Origin of the sequence: Paraburkholderia sp. RAU2J (genome assembly GCF_003634845.1) — a bacterium.
GTDB classification, from domain to species: domain Bacteria; phylum Pseudomonadota; class Gammaproteobacteria; order Burkholderiales; family Burkholderiaceae; genus Paraburkholderia; species Paraburkholderia fynbosensis.
On the sequence record NZ_RBXG01000002.1, the window covers coordinates 254,428 to 273,967 of the forward strand.

Consider the following 19,540-nt stretch of genomic DNA (forward strand, 5'->3'; position numbering starts at 1 on the left):
TTTAAACACGATCTATATAACGCGTGAAGTACCAACTCGGTGGACTTGATCAGCATTGCCTTAAGGTGGGAACTCTGGCGGAAGGGTGAATCGCTCCAGCATATTGCGCAACTGTTCGATCGGAATCACTCGTCGATACAGGGAATTCTCGCGGAGACAGGCGGAATACAGCCGGCACCGCGACGTCGTTCCAGACTCGCGTTGACGCTAGCCGAGCGCGAGGAGCGACAGTGGAAGACCGTGCGATACCCGGGCATTGGGAGTAAGCGACTCGGCACGACCGTTTCCCAGTGCTCAATATTTCGACGCATGATGGGCGCGTTCAACTTGACGGAGACAGTCAGCCATGTCGAACGCAGCGGGCCGTACGCATCCCCATCGCACGTATGCGCAAGAATTCAAGCAGCAGGTGATCAGGGAGACGTTGGAACCCGGCATGTCGGTGTCGATTGTTGCGCGACGGCACGACATCAACGCCAATGTGGTGTTCGCATGGCGCAAGCAATACCGTGAAGGCAAGCTGGTCATACCTGCACTCGAAGCTGCGCCGAGCGTGCCCAGCACGAAGCTATTGAGCGTCGACGTGATCGACTCGGCATTGGTACTGCGGCCGCCTGAGTCGGCAGTGGCGTCGCAAGCGCCGAGCGGCGTACCGATGCCGGCGCCCGTGTGCGAAATCGAGGTGGAGATCGGCAAACGGCGTGTGAGGATTCGCGGCCTGTCTGCCGAGCGCGCTGAAGCGTTCCTGCGGGAATGCCTGAAGTGATCGCGCTGCCGGCAGGTACGCGCGTTTGGCTCGTGGCCGGCGTGACAGATATGCGCTGTGGCTTCCAGGGGCTGGCCGCGAAAGTGCAGACAGCGCTCGAAGAGAATCCGCTGGGTGGCAACGTATTCATCTTCCGCGGCCGCCGCGGCGATCTCGTGAAGCTGCTTTGGGCGACCGACGATGGGCTCTGGCTGCTCGCAAAACGATTGGAGCGAGGCCGGTTTATCTGGCCCCAGGCCGACGGTGGAAAGATCCATTTGACGAGCGCACAGCTATCGATGCTTCTCGAAGGCATCGACTGGCGACACCCGCAACGCACCGCTGCTCTGTCGATGTTGTAAACCACATCGAAGGCTCGTAAACTGCGACGCATGTCCCAATCTGCGCCGCTTCCCACCACCGTCGCGGAGCTCCAAGCTCTGGTGCTCGAGCAGCAGGCGTCGATCGAGAACATGGTGCGGGAGATCGCCGCACGGGACGACGAAATCGAACGCCTGAAGGCGCAGATCGACAAGCTTAGGCGGATGTACTTCGGAAGCAAGTCCGAGAAACTGGCCCGGCAGATCGATAAGCTCGAGGCGCAGCTGGAAGACCTGACGGCCGGTCAGGGCGCTGCCGAGATGCGAGGGCATCGAGACAAGACGTCGACGGCGCCGCCCGGTCGAGCGCCCACGCGAGAGCCGCTGCCGCAGCACTTGCCACGCGATGAAATCGAACTTACACCGAATCCGGCTTGCCCCAAGTGTGCGACAACGATGCAGCGACTCGGGGAGGATGTTTCCGAGCAGCTCGCGCGCGTAGCAGCCGCGTTCAAAGTGATCCGCACGATCCGTCACAAGCTGTGCTGTCCTGACTGCGGCCACATCGAACAGCCCGCGATGCCCAGCCTGCCCATCGAGCACAGTATCGCGCATCCGAGCCTGCTGGCCGACATTGCGGTATCGAAGTTCGCCGATCACCAACCGCTGTACCGCCAATCGGAGATTGCGGCACGCGACGGCGTGACGCTGGATCGCGCCAGCATGGGCCGCTGGATCGGGCAGATCGCCGAGCTCTGCGGGCCGCTCGTTGAAGCAATCCAGCGCTACGTGCTGGTCCCCGGCAAGGTACACGTCGACGACACACCGGTTGCGGTGCTCGCGCCAGGCAACGGAAAGACGGTGACCGGTCGCTTCTGGGTCTACGTGCGTGACGATCACCGCTCGGGCTCGACTGAGCCGGCTGCGGTATGGTTCGACTTCTCGTCGAATCGCAAAGGCGTCCATCCTCAGACCCGGCTCGCCGCATTCCGCGGGATCCTGCAGGCCGATGCTTACGCCGGTTTCGATCAATTGTATGCGAGCGGCGAGATCCACGAAGCGGCATGCTGGGATCACGCGAGGAGGTACATCTACGATGTTCATGCGCGCACACCGACTCGAGATACCCAGCAACTGCTCGATATGATCGGCGAACTCTACAGCATCGAAGCCAACATCCGCGGCAAGGCGCCTGACGAGCGTCTGCGCTTGAGGCAGGAAAAGAGCAAGCCGTTGCTCGCGAAGCTCGAAGCGACAATCAGGGTGAAACTGGCGACGCTATCGACGAAGTCCGCGCTCGCAAAAGCAATCAACTACTCGCTGAACCACTGGGCGGCGCTCGTGTTCTACTGCGAGGACGGTCGAGTCGAGATCAGCAACGTGCTTGCCGAAAACGCGCTGCGCTGTGTCGCGCTCGGACGCAAAAACTATCTGTTCGTCGGCTCCGACAGCGGGGGCGAGCGAGCCGCCGCGATGTATAGCTTGATCGGGTCGGCAAAGCTCAACGGGATCAACCCGCGCGCCTATCTGGAATACGTCCTGACCCATATCGCTGATCACAAGATCTCACGCATCGACGAATTGCTGCCCTGGAACGTGGCCGACAAACTGAAGCCGGCCACTGCGCCTACACCCTTAACCGGGTAGATCTGGATAGATTTGCGTGGATCCTGTCCACGATCGCCGATCATGGACACGATCCCCCGTGATCTGTACGAATTCCACCACGACAGCACCATCATGCCTCACGCGCGCGCGAATGAGAAACTGGCCCAGCCGAGTCGCTTACCATTGGGAAGGCGATCTGCTGTTTGGTAACGCGACCAGCCAGATTGCAACTCTCGTCGAACGTCAAACCCGCTACGTCATGCTGGTGAAGATTGCCAGCAAGGATACAGAGACCGTCGTCAACGCCCTCATAAAACATGCTGGCAAGCTGCCTCAGGAACTGTACAGATCACTGACCTGGGATCGGGGCAAAGAGATGGCCGGGCACAAGCGCTTCACGGTGGCTACTGACACGGCAGTTTACTTCTGCGATCCGCAGCATCCATGGCAACGCGGCTCGAACGAAAACACGAATGGATTGCTGAGGCAGTACTTCCCGAAAGGTACCGATCTCTCCGTCTATTCACAGGCCCGGCTTAATGCAGTAGCAAGGCGGCTCAATGAACGCCCCCGGAAAACACTAAACTTCGACACACCAGCTGAGCGATTTCATCAAACTGTTGCATCGACCGGTTGAATCTGCACCCTGCATCGGTCGTTCGCATAATGTCGACGCCAATACTGACGGACAGCTCGATGCGCACGTCGCCGTGAATTAAGGGGGTTCGAAATGCACGCTGCTGGACGCGCCGGGCGACCTTGATCGCAGCGTCGAGACCCGTATTCGGCAGCACTATTGCAAATTCCTCGCCGCCCAGGCGCCCAACGATGTCACCGACCCGCATTTCGGCACGTAGAAGCATGGCGAAATGCGCGAGCGCAAGATCGCCAACTGCATGCCCCCGTCGGTCGTTGAGCGCCTTGAAGCCTTGAAGTAGTCCAGATCAAACGTCACAATCGCGGCCACGTCGTTGTCGGTGCTGCGGATGCGCGCCAACTCGGCCTCGTTCTGCTTCATGAAGTACCGGCGATTAGGCAACTGCGTGAGGAAGTCGATAGTCGCGAGTTCCTGCGGTTCAGCCTCGATCTGCTTGCGCTCGGTCACGTCCGTGATGAAGCCGTGCCACAATGTGCTGCCGTCAGCCAGCCGTTGCGGCCGCGCATCCCCTTGCCGCCAGCGCAAGCCTTGTCGCGGCAGTTGCACGCGAAATTCGAGGTGCCACGACGATAGGCTTGCGGCAGATTGCCTGAGCGACTGGCGGTACGCGGCCAGATCACGCCGATCGACCTGTGCGTCGATGGCTTCTGCGGTCGTCGCGAGCTGCTGTGGCATCAATTCGAAAATGTCGCGGATACCGTCGCTTGCATAGGAGAAGAAGGAGCGTCCATCGGGCATCCACCTGTATTGGAAGACGAGGCCCGGCACCTCGTCGGTCAGGTTCGTGACCAGGTCGACGGACTGCTGGAGCTGCTCGGCCGTTTCCCGCAACGCTGTAATATCGGTCGTCGTACCGACCATGCGCAGCGCTCGCCCGTTGCCGTCGCGCTCGACCACCTTGCCGCGGCTGCAGATCCACTTGTAGCTGCCGTCCTTGCATCGGATCCGGTGCTCGACCGCGTAGCTGTCGGATCTGCTTTCAAAGTGCGCCTGCATCGCTGCGCTGACGTAAGCAAGGTCGTCTGGATGCAAACGCAGATAGGCGTCTTCGATCCTGTTGCCAAGCTCGTGGGACTCGTAGCCGAGGATCGCTTTCCATGCAGGCGAGTAATGAATTTCGCCGGTGGCAACATTGCGGTCCCAGACGCCGGTTGCGCTGCCGTCAAGCGCCAGCGTCATCAGTTCCGCGCGTTCCTCCAGTGCTTTCACGCGGTCGCTTAGGTCCGTGAGCACATCCGTACGTTCAAGCCCGCGGGCGATCACCCCGGCCAGTTCGTACAGAAACCTCCGTTGCGCGTCATCTAGCGCGCGGGGCAAATCATCCAGCAGGTATAGCGCGCCAAGATGGCGTCCGGTGGCGTCCGTCAGCGCACAGGCAGCGTAGAAGCGTGGCAATCGCACCGTGAGATCGGAAGGCCCACCGCGAAAGCGCTCGTCGTCGTGCGTATCCGGCACGATGACCATCCTGTCCATCATTGAGCATGCTTGTGACGACACACTGTCAGGTCCGGAGGCAGCGCGTCAGGCAAGACGCCGTCCACTGCTTTTGGCCTTTGCCCCAAGCGGGTCGATAAGGTGACGAGAGAAGTTGTGACGCCGAAATGAGCCCGCGCAAGCCTTACCAACGCCTGACATTCGGTGTTGGCCCTTGTCGGTGCCAATTCGTCGACCGTGGGTACGGTAGGCGGAACAACGCCGTCGTGCAAATCGTTGCGAACCAGCATAGTAAGCCGTTACAGGGAGGAGCCGCGAGCCGTGGCAAACGACTGTATAACGGCAACGCACGCAGTACATTTAGGGCGAATTGGTTCGCGACGACCGCCAAGGATGGGTTTCGCTACGGATGCCCGGCCTGCGGGCTGTAGCGACAGCCCGCAGTCGTTCGTGTCGCCCGCTGCTAACAGCAAGGAAGGCGGCGGCTCTCACCGGTGGGACCGATCGGCGCCGGACCGAGTTCGGCCATTGAAGAGACAGTTGCGGCGTCGCTTCGAAGGCCGATGTTTATATCCAGAACGGCCGTTTAACCCCCGCACTTACAGTGCGGGGCTCACCATGCTCGGCTGTCTGAGCACGCGTTGCACGTCAGATTTGCGAACTCATGGCGAATTATTGGACTCAACGAGCATTCCCGTGCTGACGCCGCTCCTCTCAGTAACACGCCCCGGCAGCCTGGAGCTAAAAGTGGCCGCCGGCGCTTGCACCGCCGTTACTCCAAATCGTCGTCCCCATTGGTCTTGAGGCCCGGAAGGCTATGGGTGCCTTCACGCTGAACGGCCACGAGCTTGTGTGGGTCGAGGCCGAGCGCTTTCAAAATGGTCGGCGCCACTTGCATGTTCGTCACAGGCGTATCGACCTCCTTCTTTTCCAGCTTCGGATTGGAGACCACCAACAGTGTGTTCGTATCGTCACCCGAAAGGCCGCCGTGCTCGGCGAGCTTTGCCGCGCTCCCGCTGTAAATCGTCCCATGTATCGGCTGGATGATGATGTCAGGAACACGGCCCTCCGCTGGATTGCCCCAGATCGACTTCAAGGTTGCGCCGTCATAGAGCCTCTGAATGCGGGTGGAATTGACGCTTCCCTGGTCAGCGCTGAGGATCGATACTGCCTGGTCCCTATCGCCGTGGTTTTTGAGCCATAAGAGCGCCACGTCGTCGGCCGTTTCCTGGGCGACCGCTACGCCGCCATTGGTGAGCAGGGTGGCGGGGTCACTCACGTCGGCGGTCGCATAAGCGTTTTTCGAACCGCTAAGCATGTGAAGCTTCGTGACGTCGACCGGCGACTGGCCATGCTTGGCGCCGACGATGAACAGTGTCGATTGAAGCAGATGGCCCGCGTTGAGTGCATCGTACATCTGACCCAGCGAGGCATCGACAAAGTCCAGCGATTGATCCAACGGCACTGTCGGGGTCGCGGCTGCGTCACGATAGCCACCACGGGTCGTGGTGGTGCCTTCCATGGCCACCGTGACCTTCTGTCCGACGCTGACCGCCTGAAAGTTCATGCCGAAGATCGCCGGCACACCGACCTGCTTCGTCCCGGTCTGATCCAGTCCGCGGATCCAGTTCAGGACGACCTTGACCTTGAAGCCGTCGTACGTCCGGGTATAGGTCGGGTCGGCGGTCCAATCGGCGGTCGCAGGCGCGTTCGGATAGCCATTCGCTTGTAGGGAGGTGGAGTTGATCTCGGGGGCGTAGAGTTCGTCCAGTCCCAACCCCGACGGCCCGTTGAGGATCTCGTACGCCGGGTGCTTATCCGACCATGCGGTGCGCAGACCGGCCTCATGGATGATCTCGAAGATCGTGTTTGTATGGTGCTTCATGTATAGATGAGGCCAGACCTGCTCGCAGCCGTTAGCGGTCTTGCGCAACGCGAGGTTCGCGGGATTGATGTGAGGATTGCGTGGGTCGAACGTTGCGCCGGGTGGCGGCGATCCGCCGTCCAGCTTGGTGAGATCCCAATCGAGTGCTTCGAAGTTGCTTACTTCCGTGCCGGGCGTGCCGGTGCAATTGCTGCCCGGGGGATACAAGGTAGCGTCATAGGTATCGTCATAGAATACGCCGTGGCTAAGAGGGCTGCCGCCGGTTGCGAAGGCCAGAAGCCCTGGAAACGAGTCCGAGGGCCTGGAGGTCGAAGCATGTGTGTACTCGACACCATGTTTGACGAGCTTCGCGAAGGTCGATCCCGGGTGTGTCCTGACGTAATTGACCAGATCGGCCTCATGCATCCCGTCCACACTGATCAGCAAGATATGCGTGTAGTGTTGGTTGTGGTGATCGCCATCGTGATCCTGCGCTGTCGCGCCCATGCTCGCGAACGCCAGCACGCTCGCGCTGAATATTGCACCGCCTCCAACCCACTTCCTGATGTTGTCCATTCGTCACCTCGTATGTTGATTGTGAACGACCGCGCCCTACGAGAGGTAAGGATTGAAATGAGAAAGTCCTGTGAAGGGTTGCTTTCGGTTGTCTTCCGACGGGCGCCAGAAGGCTCAAGGGGCGTGCATTTGAGAGAGTGTAAGAATTTGTATCGGCGGAATGCTTTTAAGACATAACGAAAGACTGCAGTATCCTATCCGCTGAAATGCGGGAACGGTCGTTGGCCATTGCTCGTGTCCTGACTGTTAGGGTGCTGCGCTGACGGATGCGAACGTCGGGGGGCGGTGCGTATCAGTTCGACGGATAATGGGCTGCAGGAATGTCCGCAATGATTGGCGACTCGGACTTTCAGTGCTGCCGCGTGAATGTCGGAGATGGGTCCAGCTTGTGTGAAAACGCGTGCTGATCGCCCAAACTGAAGTAACCCATTCAGGTCGGGCGGGCACATGGAGCGATTCGTTGAAGGCGAAGACCGTAAGCAAGCTGTGTTGCTGCCCGAGTACCTCGAGGACCATGTGTCCGACGGCAATCCAGTGCGCGTAGTCGACGTCTTTGTCGATGAGCTTGATCTTCATGATCTGGGCTTTGAGGGAGCCGCTCCCGCGATGACGGGACGCCCTCATATCATCCACCCGTGCTGCTCAAGATTCACGTCTACGGCTATCTGAATCGCATTCAGTCGAGTCGGCGTCTTGAGCGTGAGACCCAGCGCAACATCGAGCTTATGTGGCTTACGGGCCGCCTTTCACCGGACTTTAAGACCATCGCCGATTTCCGAGACAACAACGGCCCGGCAATCCGCATTGTCTGCAGCCAGTTCATCGTGCTATGCCGAAGTCTGACCTCTTTTCAGAATCGATAGTGGCCATCGACGGTAGCAAGTTCAAAGCCGTCAATAATCGCGGTCGGAATTTTATCTAGCGGGAAGGTCAAGGCGCGTCTGCAACAAATTGATGAGAGCATCGCGCGATATCTTTCCGCGTTGGCGACGGCAGACTGGACACAATCCGACGTTGCTGGGGCCCATCATGACGAATCGCTCCGGTCGATCGATGTCTTCCTGGATACCGAACGTTCCGAACCACGGGCGACTTTTCAAATGTGAGGGACTTCGCCAACCTGAGGCGACATTGAAGTCGCACGGCATCGAGTGCCAGGATTGAGGTATCAGCCATCAATCTGAAAAGGAGGGAAGTCATGAACCAGCTTACTACCGTCGGTATCGACCTGGCAAAGGATGTGTTCGCGATCTGCGTACTCGATGCGGTGGATGCGGTGCTGCACCGGCGCGTGCTGCGACGCGAGGCATTCATCCGATGGGCCGAACAACTGTCATCGTGCCGCGCCGCGATGGAAGCCTGCGGTTCTTCCCACCATTGGGGTCGTTGGTTTGCCGCGCGTGGTCATACGCCCCCGGCTTATTCCGGCGGAGTTCGTCAAGCCGTTCAGGCCGGGAGGCAAGAACGATGCAGCCGATGCTGAGGCCATCGCTGTTGCGGCGCGACAGGCGACGATGCGATTTGTGGCGATCAAGTCCGTCGATCAGCAGGCGATCCTGGCGTCACATAGCGTGCGTAATGGCTGGCAGGAGGAACGCACGGCACTGCTGAACCGCATCCGCGGCTACTGGCAGAATTCGGAGTGGTAATTGCGCGTTCTGCACACCGCTTTCTCAGAGCCTTGCCGCAGTTGATCGAAGTTGCCAGGCTGCCTGATCCGGTGCGCTCCATGTTGCTCGAAGTGCGCGAACAACTCGCCGCGCTGAACCTGCGGCTCGCCCGCTGCGACCAGCAGATCGCCACTCACGCCAGAAGCAGTGATGTTGCAAGACGCGCCGGCGAACTGCTCGGCGTGGTTGTGGTGCAATTGGATCGTCGAAGTACGTGAACAATTTGATCGAGCAGGATCATCGCCACATCAAATCGCGGGTGAACGTTATGCTCGAGTTCAAACGCTTCCAAACGCGGCCGTGACAATCTCCGGTATCGAGCTGATGCATCGCATTCGCAAATGTGAGTTCGATCTCGCGGCCGCGCATCTAAAGATACTTCTGCGCCCTCGATTTCGACGGCGGTTCTTTCGGCTCGCTAATGCCGCCAGGAAAGGCGGTCTTCTCGCTCGCCTTCGCTATTTGCACCATAACCATTCACACGGCGGGTCGTGAACCATGCTTGAGTTTAAGGACGGAAAACAGTCAGCGTTGGCCTGTCGTCGCCTCAAAGTCCTCTGAATAGGTGGTCAATCGCCCCTCTTTTCCCTCGTTTGGTTCAGCCCCAACCTCGTATCATGGGGCTGTACATTGCGCTTAATGCAGTGTGTCGGACATGTTGTAGGTTACAACACCCTGACATTTCTATCGAAGGAAGAGATACATGTCAATTGCAAAGCGACGCGCGAGCTCCGCCAGATTGTCCCTCGTAGCCAACACATCGAGTGCCGTCGCGATTCCCGCGGACTGTAAAGCAACGACAGCCGGGCCGATGCCAGAAGCATGGTTCGAGGAAGAAGTCGGCTACATCGGCGAAATGCCGGCGTGTACCCGCATCCCGACTGACACCCACCGTCAATGACGTGAGTGAACTTCACGTAAATGTAATGCCGGCGAGCGCATTCTTTCGCCCGGGTATCGCTCCACTGAAACGCGCCATTCATGAATACTGCTCGAACTGAATCAACGGGTGATGCCGGCCTTCCATCGATGCATCAGCCACTGGGACTGGCTGCGTTGCTCCGGGCGGCAACGGCTGGGAACGATCTGACGCCGCTGGGGGAGAGCCTGCTCGAGCACATAAAGCGCCATGACGACCCGTACGCTCTGCTCGATTTGTCGCTAGTGTTGCAATTCAAATACCAGAAGGCAGCCGCTCTCGCCGTCCAGCAGCAAGCGCTTCAAATGACCAGACATTATCGGTTAAAGAGCGCCCAGACGATCAAGCCTCCTTTGAAGGTGCTGGTGCTCAAGGCTCCGGGCGATCTGATGGCGAACACGCCTTTTGAGTGCCTGCTTGAGAACGCCGACCTGCAGGTAGAGGTCCTGTATGTCGACACGCGGCCGCTGGGGGATGCCGAGTTGCCCGAGCACGACGTTATCTTCGTTGCGGCATGCGCGTCGGATGAAACCGCGGGCGTTCTTGCCCAAATCGCGTCGCTGACGAGCGGGACGGGTTGCCGCGTACTGAACCGGTCCGAACACATTGCAAAGACAATGCGTGACACCGCCTATGCTCTGCTCGGCGCTGCCCCCGGTATCTGTATGGCCCGCACGGTGCGCCTTTCCCGTGAGCGGGTCAACGAAGCGGCTTCGGGAGCGTTGCAGTTGTCCGAGGTACTCGGCGCAAATTATCCGCTCATCATACGGCCGATGGGATCGCACGCCGGACAAGGTCTGGCAAAAGTGTCCGACGCTCAGGAACTCGCGCGCTACATGGCTGAGTCTGACGCCGTGGAATATTATATGGCGCCTTTTATCGACTACAGCAGCGCCGACGGTCTGTTTCGCAAATACCGGATCGTGATGATCGAGGGAACGCCATTCGTGTGCCATATGGGCATCTCGAAGGAATGGATGGTTCACTACCCTTACGCGGAAATGTCGATGCATCCCGACCGGCGAGAGGAAGAATCGCACCTGATGGCGAGCTTTGACACCGATTTTGCTGTGCGTCACCGCGAGGCGTTTCGCAACGTCGCGGAATTGACCGGTCTCGATTACGTAGGATTCGATTGCGCGGAAACGAGCGATGGCCTGCTGCTCATATTCGAGATCGCGACGGGCATGGTTGTGCATGACTTGGACGACCAGAGCATCTTTCCTTATAAGGTTCCGCAAATTCGCCGGGTTGCTGACGCCTTTCATGAAATGCTGCGCCGCGCGGCTGCGAGCGCATACAAAAACCAACGGCTGGCCTCGGAGGCATAGTGAAGTCCAATGCATTGAATTTTTCCGGTGGTCCCGGAGCGCTCCCTGAAACCGTGCTGGAACAGACGCGGATAGCGATTACCGCGCTACCGGAAACCGGCATCTCCGTACTCGGCATGAGCCATCGCTCGGACTGGTTTCGCTCCATACTGGACGAAGCGGAACAGAATCTGCGCGTTCTGCTCGGTATATCCGACGACTACGCCATTACCTTTCAGCAGGGCGGCAGTAGTCTGCAGTTCGCGATGATCCCGATGAATTTTGCCGCGAAAGGATTCGCCCCGCCCGAATATGTGACGTCCGGCTACTGGAGCGGTCGGGCGACCTCGGAGGCGGCCAAGGTGACTGAGAGGAAAGTTGCGTGGGACGGCCACGCGACGGGCTACCGGCAGTTGCCCGCCCTCGATAAGCTGGACATCTCCGGCTCGGCCGCCTATCTGCACTACGTGTCGAACGAGACCGTGGAAGGTTTGCAATTTCCGGTTTGCGAAGAGGCGACGGGGGTACCGCTGATTGCGGACATGTCGTCCGATTTTCTGTCGAAGCCCATTCGGCCAGAGGCATACTCGATGATTTATGCCCACGCCCAGAAAAACCTAGGTCCGGCCGGGGTAACGGTAGCGGTAATCAAGCGTTCGCTGCTTGAACGGATCCCCGACGGCTTGCCAGCGATCCTCGATTTTCGCACCCACGTCTCGCACGGTTCCAACTACAACACGCCGCCGGTATTCGCGATCTATGTGCTGATGTTGATTACGCGCTGGCTGCGCCTCGATGTTGGCGGTCTGCATGCGATGCAAAGCATCAATGAGAGAAAGGCGCGGCGGCTGTATGACACGCTGGACGCTTTGGAGGGGGTCGTGACCGTCCACGCGGACCGTCGCTGGCGCTCACAAATGAACGTGGCTTTTAAATTTGGTGATTCTCGGCTCGGCGATGCGTTTATCGGGGCGGCTCGTGAACAGGGTATCGTTGGACTGGAGGGGCACCGTTCAATTGGCGGGTTGCGTGCGTCTCTGTACAACGCCGTTACCGAGCAAGCCGTGGACATTCTGGCAAACGCACTTGCGGAATTCAGTATGCAACGGGCCTGAACAGCAATGCCGGTTCGGCGGATTCAACCGGTGAATGCAATAGTTTGCTGGAATCGTTCGGCGGGCGTCTCGTAGTCCAGCGTCTTCCTTGGACGCTGGTTCAGTCGCCTTGCCACAGCGTTGAGTTTGGCCTGCGAATACATTGACAGGTCGGTGCCCTTGGGGAAGTACTGCCTTAACAACCCATTTGTATTTTCGTTCGAGCCGCGCTGCCAGTCGCCTGATCTGGTCGAGGGCAATTTGTTCAGGTTCTGTCGCGGTAAGGCGATTTGGGCGAACGATCGCGATATGATAAGGATTGCTTACATCGCCAGCGAGTAGAATTGCTGGGCGGCCGATGGCTTGAGTTTGCCTGCGTCTTTCATCTGCCCTTTGGCGATCATATGCATATATATGAACGCCTCCCGTTTGCGGAGGAATTTCGCGTGCATTGACATACAGAATCGGTTGCGGCTGTATATGCGGCCTTATTGCAGCCGATACGGACGCTGCGGGCCTCTATGAAATTCGCTGACTCGCACCTCATTGAGTTCACGAGCTTGCAGCTCTGATGCATATTCAGGTTTAGCGAGTTCAGGTCCGACCTGTCGTGTCATCACATTCGAGTACCAACGCAACCTTTCGATCGTGTCATGCTGTAGACATCTATTCGCGAGGTGCCTTCAACCGTTCAGGCGGGCTTCGCGCTCACGTGTCCCTTCTGGTAAGGCCGGTCGTGGGCCAGGACTGCCAGATCGTACGCGCCATCTTGTTGGCCAGCGCCACAGTCACTACGTTTTGCGGCCGCCGCTTGCTGATCTGCTCGACCCACGGGCCTGGCACTTTGGCATGATTGAGCACGCTGCGCGCGCCGTGAATGAGCAGCGTGCGCAGATAAGTGTCTCCGCGCCTGCTGATGCCAAGCAGCGTCACCTTGCCTCCTGAGCCCGTTTGCTTTGGCACAAGACCGATCCAGGCCGCAAACTCGCGTCCCGATCTGAACGACTTCACATCTCCCATCGTCGCGACTGCAGCTGTTGCAGTCAGCACACCGACGCCCGGAATTTCGGTGATCGACTTGACCGCCTTGTCCTCTAACATCCACTGACGTAGCCGCCGTTCGATCACGACGATCTGCTCGTCGAGCCTCGTCAAACCGTTCCACTGCTCGCGCAACGTATCGACCAGCACAGCCGGCAGCCGATCTGAGACTCTGGCCAGCACCGCGGGTATGGCCTTGTCCAGCGCAGATCGACCTTTGCCCATCACTTCGCCATATTCCGTCAACAGTCCGCGCAAGCTGTTGATCTGCATCGTACGGAACTTCACCAGTTGTTGGCGCATCCGGTGCAGCGCCAGCACCGCCTGCTGCGGTTCGGTTTTCACTGCCACCGCCTTGCCTGGTTGCTGCACTGCCAGCCAGATCGCTCGGGCGTCCGCTGCATCGCTCTTGTTGCGGATGTTGAACGCCTTGACGAATTCGGCCGGCATCAGCTTCACCGTGTGTCCCAGCTTCGTGAGTTGCCGTGCCCAGTGTTGTGAACCACCACACGCCTCCATTCCAATCAGGCACGGTGTACGGTTCGCGAAGTGCTCAAGAAACTTCACTCGTTTGATCGGCTTGTTCACGATCTCGCCGGTCTCTTCATCAACGTAGTGCACCTGAAATACGCTCTTTGCGATATCGATCCCTACTGGCGTAAGCTTCATGTCGAATGCTTCGGTTGCCTGTCAAGACCTACATGATCTTCTATCTGGGCACTCTGATGTCATCAGGCCTGGACGGTCCGCTCTCCTTCATTATCCAAACTGCTTACGGGTGGGAGGCGTTCATTTCATTGAGTTCAATGCCGCTCAGCAAGATGCGGGCACAACGGAAATCCTTGAATCCCAACATGGGTCGGGTACGTCGCTTGATCGCCCGATGGTCTTGTTCCACGATATTGTTGAGATACTTGGCCTGGCGGATCTTGATGGGCGTCTCACGCTCGGCGTTCATGGCGTGCAGCCCGGCCAGATTGGCACCGCTTTTGTCGATGGTTACGGTTTCGGGCGCGCCATTCTGATCGATGGCCTTCGCGAAGTATCGTCGGGCCGCTTCCTTGTCCCGCCTGGCTCGCAGCAGGAAGTCGACCGTATTGCCGGCCTTGTCGACGGCGCGGTAGAGATACTTCCATGTGCCCTGGACCTTCACATAGGTTTCGTCCATCCGCCAGCTCTTGCCGACTGGGCGCTTGCAGCGGCGGAACGCCTTTTCAAGCACCGGCAGAAGCTTGATGGCCCACCGGTGCACGGTCGAATGATCGACCGCGATCCCGCGTTCGGCCATCATCTCCTCGAGATTGCGCAAGCTCAGCGGGTAGGCCACGTACCAACGCACGCACACCAACATTATCTCGAGCGGATAGTGCAACCGCTTCAGCACTTTGGCTACCGCCGGACTCAGCGCTTTCATTGCCGTTCACATCATTCTGTTAGGTCCCGCAGGATACCAGCCCTCGCAATTGCAACAGAACCCTCTGCCTGATCAATCGATCGCTTGACTCTTGGCCGTCGACGGCCTATGCAAGGGGCATATGCCGGACCCGTTAAAGACGCCCGGAATCGCCGCGAGAATGTCCGTTTGAGTTCGAACAAGCGACGTGGCCTTCCGCCAGGAGCCCCAGTTGCGGCAGATCGGGCTTATGAACTTTTCGGTGACGAACGGCGTCCGCCATTCCGTCTTGCTAGCGAGGTAAGCGCCGCTCGAGGCAATTCTTCAACTGAAAGCGCCCACAGCGAATATGCGACGCTGCGCTGGAACAACGTACCGACAGCAGCGCGAAGCTCGCCCCTGCCCAGCGCGTATACCGAGTCGGTCACGGCAATGGCGCCGTGCATCAGGACGCTGGCATGCCGGTAGCACCCCATCATGCAGTCATTGCAGGGCTCCCGTTGATCGGGCAGGCGGTCGAGGTCGAAGACTGAGCCCATTGGCTCGGGCCACGCCTCACAACGCCAGACATCGAGGTTCCAGTCGATATAAAAATACTTGCTGCCGCCGATACATGGAATCAGTTGCTGTTCGCCGCGCACGAACCGCCCGACCTCGGCCAGCGCAGCGCTCGGGTCCATAACACGAAAGCGTTTTTTGAGGCGGGCGATTGCGCTCAACGCTTCGAGTAGTTCGTCACGGCTTAGGTCGACGAGCGCCGATGTTTCGTCGTAAACGAGCGATGTGGAACCGAGCGTTTCGCGCCTTGGATAGGAAAACGCGACGGCATCGAAGCCAAGCCGGTTGAGCGTCTCTGGAAGCGACGCGTAACGGACCAGGCGACTCACCGTGACCGATGCACAGACCGGGATGCCAAAGGCGCGCGCCTGAGCGATTCCATCGAGGATACGGGCCTCCAGACCGCGCAGGCCGCGATTGCGCTCGTGCTCGCCCATGTCCGCGCTATCGATCGATATCAGGAGACGCTTGAGGCCGGCCGCCGCCAGTTGCTTGATGTGGCGGGGGAGGAACCAGCCGTTCGTGATCAGACCGCAATCGATGCCGGCTTTCGTCGCCGAGGCCACTAACGATTCGATCTTCGGGTGAACCAGCGGCTCGCCCCCTTGGAGCGTCATGTAGCGAATCCGGCGTCTGCGCAGGATCGGCAGCGCACGCGCGAACTCATCAGGATCCAGATAGCGCCGGGGGCCTGCCAGGTTCTTGTCCCGCGAGAACCCGCAGAAGTCGCATGCGGCGTTGCAAACGTTCGTTACGGATACGTCACAGACCGCAGGCAGTGGATTGCGCGGCTCACTGGCGACGCCGTCTGAGTGCCGCAGATTGCGCCACTTAATGATCCGTTCTGTCATATCCATGGACCCTCACGGTCGGCTGACGAATTCGGCACGAAGCATCCAAGCATACGCTTCACACGCTAGCCTGTGCGCAATAGATGCGGGTATGGGGTCAGGTAAAGGCGGACTGAAGCGGTAGAGATTGCGGCGGACCGGTGTAGGCGGAAGACGGCCATCCGGAGTCGACTGGCCTGAGCGGACACTCGCGAATCGTCGCAGAACCGGAGCAGCAACGTCCGCTGTCGCAACTTCCGTTGCTTTTACGGATTATTCAAAGCCCATACTATTACTACACAGGCGCATAGCGTTGTCGCAAAGCGCGCTGGCCACGAGCATGCAGTTGAATAGTCTTCGCTTGAACTGCTATGCCGTCGAAGTGTATTTATTTTATCTGGCATCCCATTGTAAGTCCGGCCCTTCAGGCAACGCCCACAGGGCGCGTCTATCGGCTGATGTCGACGATCCTGGCCTGTGTCGGCGCCTGAATACCAAGCAGTTGCGCAGCGACAGCAATCACGCGGCTTGCCCGCAGGCCGGTCAGACAATCGCTTGTGCTTTCCTCGTGCCGGCCGCACCCTTCCTGCCGGCACGGAACGCACTGGTTCTCCCCCTGCAACAGGTACACGTTGCCGCGCAGGCCTGAGCCGCGTCGAGCCCATGGCGCCTCACCCACCGGCCAGCCGCATGGCCACGGCCCCCAGCGAACCGGGTCGCCTGGGCCGAACAGCGCAATCGTCAACGTGCCGCATGCGGCCGCAACGTGCGTGGTACCCGTGTCGGGACCAATGAAGATCTTCGCACGCCGGATCATTTCCGCCGTTTCGCCGAACGTCAGCTCACCGACAAGATTCAGGATCGGCTCGCCAGCCGCCACGACCACCTGCGCGGCATACGCGCGCTCGGCCTGCGCTGGTCCTCCGCTCAGCGCGACAGCAAAGCCCTGCGCGCGCAGCCAGCGGATCGTCGCGACCCAGCCATCGACGGTCCATTGCTTATACCCGTACATGGCGCACAGGTGCAGCACGACCATGGGCTGCCCCGGCATCGCGCCGGGCGGCGCGTTGAACCGCGCCTCGAACCGGGCCCTGCGCTCGGGATCGGGACCGATGCCCGGTGCGATCACCTCCCCGCGAGGCGTCACGCCCACCAGCCGCGCCAGTTCGAGGGTGTTCGGCACCACGTGTGCCTGCGCTTGCCGGTCGAGCGCGATACGGTGAAGCATGACGCGGGCGAACCACTTCACACGATCGGCATTGACGAGCCCGATCCGCTTGCGGCCGGCAAGCCACGTATAAATCAGTGCGCGATCGGAGTCGGTGGCTGCGCAGGCCAGATCGTAACGCCGCCAGATCCGCGCCGCGCCGGCAATTCGCTCACGCAGCGGCACGCGCTGAGCGTCAGCAATGACCCGGCGCAGGTCCGGGTTGTGCTCAAGGACCCCCTCTGTGCCCCGCAACACGATCATGTCGATCATGGCCTCGGGCCATTGCGTCTTCATCGACCGGACCAGCGCCGTCACCAGCAACACATCGCCTATGCGACGCGGGCAGGCCACGAGAATCGTTCGCGGAGGCCGTTCCAGCTTCAGCGGACGCGAGTTGTCCACCTTCGTTCGCGCGGATCGTCCCCGCTTCAGCGCACGTGAGTTGCCCACTTCGCCGATTTCCCGCTTGCGCGCCTCGATGCACGCAAGCAGTGTTGCTACATTCAGCGCGAAAAAGGCTGCGCTCATCACGAGCGTCAACGCGTCGATCGTCAACCCGAAGATGATCGTACTGCCAACCACGGCGAGTCCCAGATACGATGCGGTAGCGATTTCGCCGTCCGCGCTGAGCCGGTTCCGCCAGAACGGTGTGAAGGTCCCGACGTACAGAAGCAGCAGTGTGGCCACGCCCACCGTTCCCATTTGGGAAAGCGTCGAAAAGAACTCGCTATGTGCGCCCGCGTTGACGATCGCCCGCGGCGCCTCGGCGCGTTGGGCAAGCTCGTTCAGCGCCTCCTCCAGACGGCCGCGCCCCACGCCAAACGCCGGATGGCGCGAGTACAGGAGCGCGGACGCGCGCCACAATTGAAGCCGCAGCCCAAGCGACGTATCGATGTTGCCTTGCTGCATTTGCTTGATGTCGGACACGGTCGCGTCGACCCGCTGGCGAACAATGCTGGTGGATCCGAGTGCCACGAAAAACGCCACGATCGCACAGCCCAATGTCATGCGTGCCCGCCTGCTGGCTAGCCAGTGCCGGCCGCCGACGGTTGTCCATACGAGCAGCGCCACCGCAATCCAGCCCCCGCGCGAGCCCGACAGATATGACGCATATCCGCCGAGCAGAAACGCCGCGATCTTGATCGCCACTTCTGTTATGCGTGCGCGCCTGCCTCGCGTAATCGACACAATCGACAGGAAACCGAGCAGCAATGCTGTGTCGCCGAAAGGGATCGGGTTGGTAAATGAATTGCCGAGGCGACCGGGGGCGACCCAGACGGCTGGATGAAAGTGCGCGTAGATGGCCCACGTACCGACGCCCAGTGCGCCCGCCACAAATCCCCATTGCACGAGGCGGAGTTGCCGGTACGCCAGCGACGTCAGATAGAAAAAGCTGGGGACGACGAGAGCCAGCCGCAGGAATGGATCGAGAGCCGGGAACGTGCTGCTTCGAAAAACCGCTAGCTGGAACAGCACGACCGCCGGCAGGCCGATCAGACCCAGCACGAAGAGCCGATGCTCGCGAAACAGCGCCGCCGCGCAACGCCGATGCTCGGCTTTGCCAAGGTAGACCAAAGCGAGCGCGAAAATAACGAAAAAGCAGTAGCCGGTGCCCCCTCTGATCGACAGCATTACAGCCGGCGACAAGACGACAGCCAAGGTAGCGACACAGCCTGATAGTTGGTTGGTACGCATCACGTCAGAACCTGAAGTCTAGCGAGGAGCAGCAGCCCAAGCCGATTGGGCCATGCGCGGCGTCCATATTGAATGGAGAAGCGAATGGCTCAAGCTGAGCCGAGCCCGGAAATTCGAAATCGTTCGACCGGCCCGCTCCGACGCGTTAGGCTTGAGCTTCGGTGACCGACCTACTTCCGCAGCTCGGCGCGAGATTGTGGCAAAGGCCGCTCTCAAGTGTCCGTTGTCAATGCATGACAACATTCCCACCTGGTGCAACCATCCACTACCCGCAGGAAAGATCGTGGCACAACTCGGTTACCTCCTCGTCGCAATGCTGTCGCGAGCATTCTCAGTGCTTCCATACTCTTTGGTCGCGAGGTTTGGCAGCGCGCTCGGTGCAGCGGCGTATGCGCTTCCCAGTCGCCGCAAACATGTTGTACTTGTCAATCTGCGCCTTTGCTTTCCAGAAAAGACCGAACCCGGTCCGACGTTGAACTGGCAGAGTGAGCCGCCATCGATCGGTCCGCGTCGGGCAGAATTCGACCCTGAACTGCCCTTCAATTCCGGAGCTAATCTACGGCAGCTTACGAATGTACACCAGTCGTTCGTGCTGTTACCGCGACAAGACTGATC

Annotated in this window: 13 protein-coding genes and 10 pseudogenes; 13 read left to right on the top strand and 10 right to left on the bottom strand. The window is 59.7% G+C overall.

Annotated features, from left to right (window positions below; genetic code table 11):
- Positions 1–39 precede the first annotated feature (39 nt).
- The 5 genes and pseudogenes from B0G69_RS18655 to B0G69_RS18675 form a co-directional block, all read left to right on the top strand.
- Positions 40–225: pseudogene (locus B0G69_RS18655) on the top strand (IS30 family transposase); the annotation flags it as partial.
- Between the two features lie 121 nt (positions 226–346).
- The gene (locus tag B0G69_RS42760) at positions 347–766 is read left to right on the top strand and encodes a transposase (RefSeq protein WP_121319813.1); all 420 of its coding nucleotides are present in this window, start codon (positions 347–349) and stop codon (positions 764–766) included.
- The gene (gene tnpB, locus B0G69_RS18665) at positions 754–1,107 is read left to right on the top strand and encodes an IS66 family insertion sequence element accessory protein TnpB (protein ID WP_014194213.1); all 354 of its coding nucleotides are present in this window, start codon (positions 754–756) and stop codon (positions 1,105–1,107) included. The genes B0G69_RS42760 and tnpB overlap by 13 nt, the downstream gene beginning before the upstream one ends.
- Positions 1,108–1,137: 30 nt before the next feature.
- Positions 1,138–2,712, top strand: coding sequence for an IS66 family transposase (locus B0G69_RS18670; protein WP_121319815.1), 1,575 nt, complete (start codon positions 1,138–1,140; stop codon positions 2,710–2,712).
- 142 nt (positions 2,713–2,854) lie between these two features.
- Positions 2,855–3,310 (top strand): annotated as a pseudogene (locus tag B0G69_RS18675) (IS30 family transposase); the annotation flags it as partial.
- Here the strand turns inward: B0G69_RS18675 and B0G69_RS42990 are convergent.
- The 3 genes and pseudogenes from B0G69_RS42990 to B0G69_RS18685 form a co-directional block, all read right to left on the bottom strand.
- Positions 3,231–3,545: pseudogene (locus B0G69_RS42990) on the bottom strand (diguanylate cyclase); the annotation flags it as partial. The pseudogenes B0G69_RS18675 and B0G69_RS42990 overlap by 80 nt on opposite strands.
- Positions 3,467–4,807: a PAS domain-containing protein gene (locus B0G69_RS18680; RefSeq protein WP_347232485.1), complete on the bottom strand. Its 1,341-nt coding sequence runs from the start codon at positions 4,805–4,807 to the stop codon at positions 3,467–3,469. The gene B0G69_RS18680 and the pseudogene B0G69_RS42990, both read right to left, overlap by 79 nt.
- Before the next feature lie 730 nt (positions 4,808–5,537).
- Positions 5,538–7,205: an alkaline phosphatase family protein gene (locus tag B0G69_RS18685; protein WP_121319940.1), complete on the bottom strand. Its 1,668-nt coding sequence runs from the start codon at positions 7,203–7,205 to the stop codon at positions 5,538–5,540.
- Between the two features lie 447 nt (positions 7,206–7,652).
- Between B0G69_RS18685 and B0G69_RS18690 the strand changes: the two are divergent.
- The 7 genes and pseudogenes from B0G69_RS18690 to B0G69_RS18715 all read left to right on the top strand — a co-directional run.
- Positions 7,653–8,203: pseudogene (locus B0G69_RS18690) on the top strand (transposase); the annotation flags it as partial.
- 200 nt (positions 8,204–8,403) lie between these two features.
- On the top strand, positions 8,404–8,688 hold the full coding sequence (locus tag B0G69_RS41025) for a hypothetical protein (RefSeq protein WP_158608950.1): 285 nt from the start codon (positions 8,404–8,406) through the stop codon (positions 8,686–8,688).
- Positions 8,606–8,854 (top strand): transposase, encoded by a 249-nt coding sequence (locus B0G69_RS42995; protein ID WP_347232486.1) that lies wholly within the window; start codon positions 8,606–8,608, stop codon positions 8,852–8,854. The genes B0G69_RS41025 and B0G69_RS42995 overlap by 83 nt, the downstream gene beginning before the upstream one ends.
- 80 nt (positions 8,855–8,934) lie before the next feature.
- Positions 8,935–9,093 carry a hypothetical protein gene (locus tag B0G69_RS41030; protein ID WP_158608951.1) on the top strand — a complete coding sequence of 53 codons (159 nt, stop codon included), beginning with the start codon at positions 8,935–8,937 and terminating at the stop codon, positions 9,091–9,093.
- Positions 9,084–9,226: pseudogene (locus tag B0G69_RS18705) on the top strand (DDE-type integrase/transposase/recombinase); the annotation flags it as partial. The gene B0G69_RS41030 and the pseudogene B0G69_RS18705, both read left to right, overlap by 10 nt.
- Before the next feature lie 630 nt (positions 9,227–9,856).
- On the top strand, positions 9,857–11,125 hold the full coding sequence (locus B0G69_RS18710) for a RimK family alpha-L-glutamate ligase (RefSeq protein ID WP_147440742.1): 1,269 nt from the start codon (positions 9,857–9,859) through the stop codon (positions 11,123–11,125).
- Positions 11,125–12,219 (top strand): phosphoserine transaminase, encoded by a 1,095-nt coding sequence (locus B0G69_RS18715; protein ID WP_121319948.1) that lies wholly within the window; start codon positions 11,125–11,127, stop codon positions 12,217–12,219. The genes B0G69_RS18710 and B0G69_RS18715 overlap by 1 nt, the downstream gene beginning before the upstream one ends.
- Before the next feature lie 23 nt (positions 12,220–12,242).
- Here B0G69_RS18715 and B0G69_RS18720 read toward each other — a convergent pair.
- The 7 genes and pseudogenes from B0G69_RS18720 to B0G69_RS41895 form a co-directional block, all read right to left on the bottom strand.
- Positions 12,243–12,434: pseudogene (locus tag B0G69_RS18720) on the bottom strand (IS30 family transposase); the annotation flags it as partial.
- A gap of 87 nt (positions 12,435–12,521) precedes the next feature.
- A pseudogene (locus tag B0G69_RS41435) lies at positions 12,522–12,608 on the bottom strand (IS6 family transposase); the annotation flags it as partial.
- Between the two features lie 281 nt (positions 12,609–12,889).
- A pseudogene (locus tag B0G69_RS18730) lies at positions 12,890–13,908 on the bottom strand (IS110 family transposase).
- Between the two features lie 130 nt (positions 13,909–14,038).
- Positions 14,039–14,653: pseudogene (locus tag B0G69_RS18735) on the bottom strand (IS6 family transposase); the annotation flags it as partial.
- Positions 14,654–14,880: 227 nt separating this feature from the next.
- Positions 14,881–16,047, bottom strand: a complete 1,167-nt coding sequence (locus B0G69_RS18740; protein ID WP_121319954.1) for a radical SAM protein — start codon at positions 16,045–16,047, stop codon at positions 14,881–14,883.
- A 421-nt stretch (positions 16,048–16,468) separates the two neighbouring features.
- A complete protein-coding gene (locus tag B0G69_RS41890; protein ID WP_241991530.1) occupies positions 16,469–17,614 on the bottom strand; it encodes a glycosyltransferase family 9 protein in 1,146 nt (381 codons plus the stop codon).
- Between the two features lie 303 nt (positions 17,615–17,917).
- Positions 17,918–18,925, bottom strand: a pseudogene (locus tag B0G69_RS41895) (O-antigen ligase family protein); the annotation flags it as partial.
- A 229-nt stretch (positions 18,926–19,154) separates the two neighbouring features.
- Between B0G69_RS41895 and B0G69_RS43000 the strand changes: the two are divergent.
- On the top strand, positions 19,155–19,538 hold the full coding sequence (locus B0G69_RS43000) for a hypothetical protein (RefSeq protein ID WP_121323762.1): 384 nt from the start codon (positions 19,155–19,157) through the stop codon (positions 19,536–19,538).
- Positions 19,539–19,540 lie beyond the last annotated feature (2 nt).